At 60.4% G+C, this 1,796-nt stretch carries 2 protein-coding genes and 1 pseudogene; 2 read left to right on the top strand and 1 reads right to left on the bottom strand.

Annotated elements, in window-relative coordinates:
• Positions 1-433 precede the first annotated feature (433 nt).
• Together P4L78_RS10635 and P4L78_RS10630 are read left to right on the top strand one after the other, a co-directional pair.
• A pseudogene (locus tag P4L78_RS10635) lies at positions 434-589 on the top strand (IS21 family transposase); the annotation flags it as partial.
• 320 nt (positions 590-909) lie between these two features.
• Positions 910-1,266 (top strand): Fic/DOC family N-terminal domain-containing protein, encoded by a 357-nt coding sequence (locus tag P4L78_RS10630; protein WP_309328042.1) that lies wholly within the window; start codon positions 910-912, stop codon positions 1,264-1,266.
• 47 nt (positions 1,267-1,313) lie between these two features.
• Here P4L78_RS10630 and P4L78_RS10625 read toward each other — a convergent pair.
• Positions 1,314-1,796 (bottom strand): GGDEF domain-containing protein (locus P4L78_RS10625; protein WP_309328040.1); only part of this gene is annotated, 483 nt, incomplete at its 5' end.

The raw sequence follows: 1,796 nt of genomic DNA, 5'->3' as shown, positions 1-1,796 counted from the left end.
GCTCAAGCGATTTTATCGCCTTGAGGCCAGTCGGTCCAATCCGGGAGCAGGGCTGGGCTTGGCACTCGCCGCAGCGATTGCGGAACTGCACGGCGCACATCTGACGCTCTGTGATGCTGATCCCGGGCTGCGTGCCGAGGTAAGATGGTGAGCGTGAAGATGCATTTTGAGAAAATTGGTCCCATGTCGCCTCAGGCGGCAATGCCGTTTTGATGCTCGATCAGGCCTGATGGCCACGTTTGGCGGAAATTGCCCGCCAATATCCCTGCTTGCAGCTACTGCCCAGATGTCCCAACCGAAATCCGGTCGAAAACGTCTGGTAGTGTTGAGTAGCGCGGAGAATTGACCCGGGAGGGGCAGAAATTATCACTGAGAATTGACCCATGCTTTCCTCGCCCCCGGCAGACAGTCGGGAGGCATCGGAGTGATCGACATGGACCTACTCAGTGTGATCCGCCGCTGGCATTTTCGGCAAGGCATGGCCATTCGCGAGATCAAGCGACGAACCGGCTTGTCGCGCAACACGATCCGCAAATATCTGCGCGCGGACGCGGTGGAGCCAGTGTTCAAGCTACCCGACCGGCCATCCAGTCGAACCTGCTGGGAGGCGAACGTGCCCAACCACGCCTTCGCCATCCGCCACCAACGCGTCGTCGCCTGACGCATCGCCTGACGCATCGGAGGGCGCCGCGCACCCCGCGCGGCGTCCTTCTTCTTTTCACCGTTGCTGGAGGCACGCGGCGTAGTGGCGGGCCAGGCCCGCCACATGCCGCGCGGCCTGCTGGGCGGGGATCGTGATCGCGTCTTTGCACGGCTTCCGCCGCTAATTAAGGCTGCTTACATTCGAACCGGCACTATAAAAAAAACCGCCTTGCTGCTTTAATAAGCATGCCCGGGCATCAACCAGGGATGTCCGAATCCGCAACCAGTCAGCGGCTTGGCCGCTTTGTCGAAACGCCTGTCGCTGGCGAAATGGTGCGGGCCTTCGTACCTCCGGCCTTGCCTCCATTACCCCCGATCGACATCCTTGGGCTGCTCGATCGCTTGAGCCATGCGGAACGTGTGCCGGGCCGTCTTGATGGCATCACCATGCTGCTCCCGCGCCAGGAACTGTTCCTGTACATGTATGTGCGCAAGGAAGCCGTGCTGTCCTCGCAGATCGAAGGCACCCAATCGACCGGACGCAAGCGAGGCCGCGTCTTCGGGTATCGAAGCTACCTTGCTATCTTGAGCGAAGGCACAGATCCGCTGTCGGCAAATGCATGATCGAGGATGGCAAAGTTCAATCGCACTTCGGGCGTCGGAATGTGCAGTCAGGCGGCTTGTGGTGTCAGCTCAACACGCAACCCACTGGCGACCGAGTTCCGGCCGGCACGCTTTGCAGCGTAAAGGCGACTATCCGCGCACTCGAGGATCTGTAGCAGGTGTTCGCCGTCGGCAGGGGCCGTGGCGACACCGATGCTGATGGTCGTCGGTATGCCGCAGGCGACTTCCAATTCGCTGGGGATGGCCAGTTTGACCCGGTGCGCATGGGCGATGGCCGCTTCGTGCGTCATCCCTTCGCACAGGATGACAAATTCCTCGCCACCATAGCGAAATACCATGTCGTTGCCTCGCACCGAGTTGCGCAGGATACGGCCAACGTGACGAAGGACTTCATCCCCCTTGAGATGACCGAACTCGTCGTTGACCCGCTTGAAGTGGTCGATATCGACCATTTCAAGGCTGATCGACCGGCCTTCGGCAAGGGCCTTGCTTATCGTGGCCTGTGCGATCTCTTCAAACTGCCGCCGTGC

Origin of the sequence: Silvimonas sp., from assembly GCF_031291215.1 — a bacterium.
GTDB classification, from domain to species: Bacteria; Pseudomonadota; Gammaproteobacteria; order Burkholderiales; family Chitinibacteraceae; genus Silvimonas; species Silvimonas soli.
Note: the sequence above shows the minus strand (reverse complement) of the source record. Positions and strands in the feature narration are given on the sequence as shown.

Excerpts from the sequence above, each read along its gene's own strand:
- P4L78_RS10630 (WP_309328042.1), top strand. The coding sequence starts at position 910 with ATGTCCGAATCCGCAACCAGTCAGCGGCTTGGCCGCTTTGTCGAAACG.